At 37.6% G+C, this 4,028-nt stretch carries 5 protein-coding genes and 1 pseudogene; 4 read left to right on the top strand and 2 right to left on the bottom strand.

Going from position 1 to position 4,028, the window contains the following annotated elements; genetic code table 11:
• The 4 genes and pseudogenes from RT405_RS03415 to RT405_RS13475 form a co-directional block, all read left to right on the top strand.
• Positions 1 to 324: phosphoribosyltransferase family protein (locus RT405_RS03415; RefSeq protein WP_313467570.1), on the top strand; the 324-nt coding region annotated here is incomplete at its 5' end.
• A 20-nt stretch (positions 325 to 344) separates the two neighbouring features.
• Positions 345 to 743, top strand: a complete 399-nt coding sequence (locus RT405_RS03410; protein ID WP_313467569.1) for a glyoxalase/bleomycin resistance/extradiol dioxygenase family protein — start codon at positions 345 to 347, stop codon at positions 741 to 743.
• 229 nt (positions 744 to 972) lie between these two features.
• On the top strand, positions 973 to 1,410 hold the full coding sequence (locus tag RT405_RS03405) for a hypothetical protein (protein WP_313467567.1): 438 nt from the start codon (positions 973 to 975) through the stop codon (positions 1,408 to 1,410).
• A 1,090-nt stretch (positions 1,411 to 2,500) separates the two neighbouring features.
• Positions 2,501 to 2,590: pseudogene (locus RT405_RS13475) on the top strand (SEC-C metal-binding domain-containing protein); the annotation flags it as partial.
• A 62-nt stretch (positions 2,591 to 2,652) separates the two neighbouring features.
• Here the strand turns inward: RT405_RS13475 and RT405_RS03395 are convergent.
• Positions 2,653 to 3,468, bottom strand: coding sequence for a Cof-type HAD-IIB family hydrolase (locus RT405_RS03395; RefSeq protein ID WP_313467563.1), 816 nt, complete (start codon positions 3,466 to 3,468; stop codon positions 2,653 to 2,655).
• Between the two features lie 116 nt (positions 3,469 to 3,584).
• Positions 3,585 to 4,028, bottom strand: a 444-nt coding sequence (locus tag RT405_RS03390; protein ID WP_313467561.1) for an MATE family efflux transporter, incomplete at its 5' end; no start/stop codon positions are given.

The following is a 4,028-nucleotide window of genomic DNA, read 5'->3' as shown; positions in this document are numbered from 1 at the left end:
CGGCAAGAAATGTATTTCGAAAACCATGCCCGCCAATCTGTCAAAGGAAAAACTGTTATTTTAGTAGATGATGGTATTGCAACCGGCTATACGATTATGGCGGCTATTGCTGAAATCCAAAGACACCAACCTAAAAAACTGATATTGGCTATACCCGTTATTCCAAAAGAAATGGTATTACAATTGCAAACAAAAGTTGATGAAATCGTAGCTCTTAAAATACCTGATTTCTATTTAGGCGCTGTAGGAGCTTATTATGAAGAATTTCATCAATTGTCAGATATGGAAGTAAGGCAGTTAGTGTACGAATCCAGACCATATTAAATTAAAAGAGGTGAATAAGGATGGCTCCGCAAGTAAAAAGTATTTTTATTAACTTGCCGGTAGAGGATTTGACTAAAAGCGTTGATTTTTTCTCGCGATTGGGTTATACAGATGAAAATGCCAGTTGTCTCATTCTCAAAGAAGGTGTCTTTGTGACATTGATCCTTAAAGACTATTTCAAAAGTTATACAGGCAAAGAAGTGCCTGATGCAGCCACCGAAACAGAAGTAATGGTCACGTTAGTAGCAGCAAAAAAGAACTTAATTATTGAATTTCTGGAAAAGGCCCTTGCACTCGGCGCAACCGAACAAAAAGTAGAGAACACAGAAAAGTACATTTATTACCGTCGTTTCACTGATTTAGATGGTCACTTATGGGAACTGCTCTATTATGATGCATCAGAAATGATTTACCAATAATAAACATACCAGCCGAAAGATAAGCCAAAGAAGCAATGGATTCATTGCTTTCTTGGCTTATTTTACTGAAAACAAGAAATACGGTATGATAGAGTAAGCAAGAAACAGAATTGAAAAGTAGGGGGAAGAAGTTTGTTCTCAACAGTAGAAAACTATTTGATTAAAGGAACACCTAAAGAACAATTAATGGATTGTTTGACCGCATACAAAAAAGAAAATCTGCTGGCGCTTGCTGAAAATCAGCTTATGCCAGTTAGAAAAAGTCATACAAATCGCAGCAGCACTAGCTGAACAACTAAGACACAATTTTAAAACAACCGTTGACCAGTTAACGGAAACGGAACGGAACGTTTTAACAACTTATGCCTCAGGTAATTTTCCAGAAGAACTGACGGAATCGCAACAAACAGCCCAAACAGTATTAGTAGCAATGGGGTATGTCTATTTATTTAAAGAAAACCAGCAAATCATACCGATTGTGCCCAAAGAGCTGACGGAACAACTGCTTACAAATGGGGCTAAAAAGGATGCAGACAATTGGTTTCTAACGACAAAAACCGCGGTTGAAACCATATATGGTCGTTGTGAATTATCCCACCTGATAGCGGCTTGGAACCAACACGCTTCTCAACCCGTCACCATGAGCGAAGCCGCTAAACTCGTTTAGGCAACTGCAAGTAGATCACCACCAATTTAATAAGATAATTAGAATAAGGAGAACTAAAATGAATGAAACAGCTTTACAAACACCTTTAGCAACTCGTACGGATTTAGTAGAATTACTGCAAACCGTTAAAAAAGATACGATGCTGGAAATTGCAGCGAAAAATAACCTGTCAGTTAAAAAAAGCCAGACAAAAGCGAAGATTGCAGCAGAGTTGGCAGAACAAATGCCGACCAGCTTTACTCGTTATTTATCGTATGCTAATCAAACCTGGATCCAGCTGTTAGAGAATCTGATAGAACAAAATGAGACGATTTCATTTGAAGCAGCAAGAAATAGTGGGGAAGAATTAGATCGTTTAATGGCTTACGGTTACCTCTATCTGGACAAAAATAAGCAAAAGAATGCAGCACCAATTGTACCGAATGAACTGAGTAAGACGTTCATTGAACTAAAAAACAACCAGCCTTTTATAGAAGAACAAAGAAAAAATCAGCTCTTCTGTTCTTACATAATAGCCTTGTTGCATTTATATGGAGTATATGATTTAGCTCAGTTGGTAACTGTCTGGAATTTCCACCAAAAAGAAGCAGTAACGGTAGCAGCAGCTGAGGAGTGGCTTAAAAAAGTAGCACAGCAGCAAACAGCTTTTTATTTTAATAGTCCATTGATCATCGACAGTTCTTTTGTAGATGAAAAAGAAGCGAAGCTGTTTTATGAAAATTTAGCTTCGCGACAAGTTCCTTATTATATGCCGTCAGCTGATGAGTTAGCGGTCTATGCCGATCATATTATTGCTATAGATTCACCTAATTACCTAAATATTCAACAGTATATTCATGCAAAAAATTATGATCTGCTTACTGAAGGAAAAATCATGTACGAAATTTCGAAGGCAGCCATTGTTGGCTTAAAAGCAGATAAGCTGTACCCAAAAGTAGCAGCGGCGGGTCTTGAGTTTGCTGTAGAAGAAGATGTGCTGACTTTTGTTCAATTGTTCAAAGAGTTGGCGGAGCAAACGAGAAAATGGAGCTTTAGAGGCTGGAAGTTTGTTGAGTTGAACGAGTTTCAAGAAGAGACAAAAGTAAAAAAACAACAGCCGATAACGGTAAAAAAAGTTGGACGTAATGAACCTTGTCCATGCGGTAGCGGGAAAAAATATAAAAAATGTCACGGAAGCTGATTCTGTGAAAGAAAAGCATAAAAAAGTAGTGTGATTCCATTAAGGAAATCACACTACTTTTTTTATTCATCTTGTTCTAATACGTATTTGTTGATAGCGGCAGCTACACCGTTTTGATTGTTTGAAGCTGTTACGTCATCTGCAATATGCAAAACAGCGCGATCAGCATTTTCCATAGCTACGCTTTTTCCAGCAAAAGCCAACATAGATAAATCATTTTCATGATCTCCGATAGCTAAAACATCCATCGGATCAACTCCTAAACGTTCACACAATGCTTTCAACGCATTGCCTTTGCTGGCAGTACTGTTTAAAATTTCAAAGAAATTAGGGCCGCTTTTAATGGCATGGAATTTCGAGAAAAAGTCTTTTGGCAATTTTTTTATACTGCTGTCTAACTTGTTTTTTTCTTCACTGAAGATAGCTTTCGAAGGAATAAAATGTTCCGGCAAATCATAAGCATTGCGGTAATACAAAGGCGCATTGTTATAGTAAGCTTCTTGTACAGTATATTTGCCAATGTGTTGATTAGGGGTATAAATAGAATGCTCATCATCAAAATGAACCGAGCAGCCGATGCGTTCACTTGTTTGGTATAAATAAACCAAATCGTCTTTTGTCAAATTCACTCGCGATAACGTCGTATGCATTTTAGCATCCTTGACCAAAGCGCCGTTAAAACAAATAGCGTAATCTACATATTGATTACCTAAATCATGTACCACTTTTACAATACCATCATAAGAACGTTCCGTACACAGTACAATTTTTGAACCTCGTTTTTTTGCTTTTCTGACAGCTTCTATTACTTCTTCTGTCAGTTCTTTGCGATCTGTCAACAATGTCCCGTTGACATCAAGGGCAATCAATTTATACATATTTTTCCCTCACCATCATTTCAATTTTTGAAGCGAATCACTTTCGCTTAGCGTCTCCATAATAGTACACAATCATAAAACTTTCAATGAAATCTCACTGAGCGCAAGGTGAAAACTCAAAGTAATTCTTTTTTTGATCTGGGTAATTTCTTTTGAATAAAGAAAAAGGTAACCGAAAAGGCTAACACATCTGCCAGCGGTACGGCAGCATAAATCCCGTAAAGGCCAAAAATAGAAGAAAGAATCAAGACTAATGGAACTAAGAAAATCAATTGCCGGGCTAAGTTCAAGAAACTAGCCAGCCGGACTTCTCCGACAGCTTGAAAGTAGTTGGACCAAACGATTTGCAAACCGACAAGCGGGAAACCAAGTGTCCAAATACGGATCGCTTTGATGCCTAAAGCAACAACGGCAGTTTCTTGGTTAAACAAAGTGATTACAAATTCTGGGAAAAATTGAATGATCAAAAAACCAGTAGTGGTGATCAAAAATCCAATAATACTTCCTATTTTAAGTGCTTGCTTTACACGGTCAATACGGCCAGCACCGGTATTGTAACT

The sequence above is a fragment of the Carnobacterium sp. genome, from assembly GCF_032094055.1.
Lineage (GTDB): Bacteria > Bacillota > Bacilli > Lactobacillales > Carnobacteriaceae > Carnobacterium_A.
This window is presented reverse-complemented; position numbering and strand designations above follow the sequence as displayed.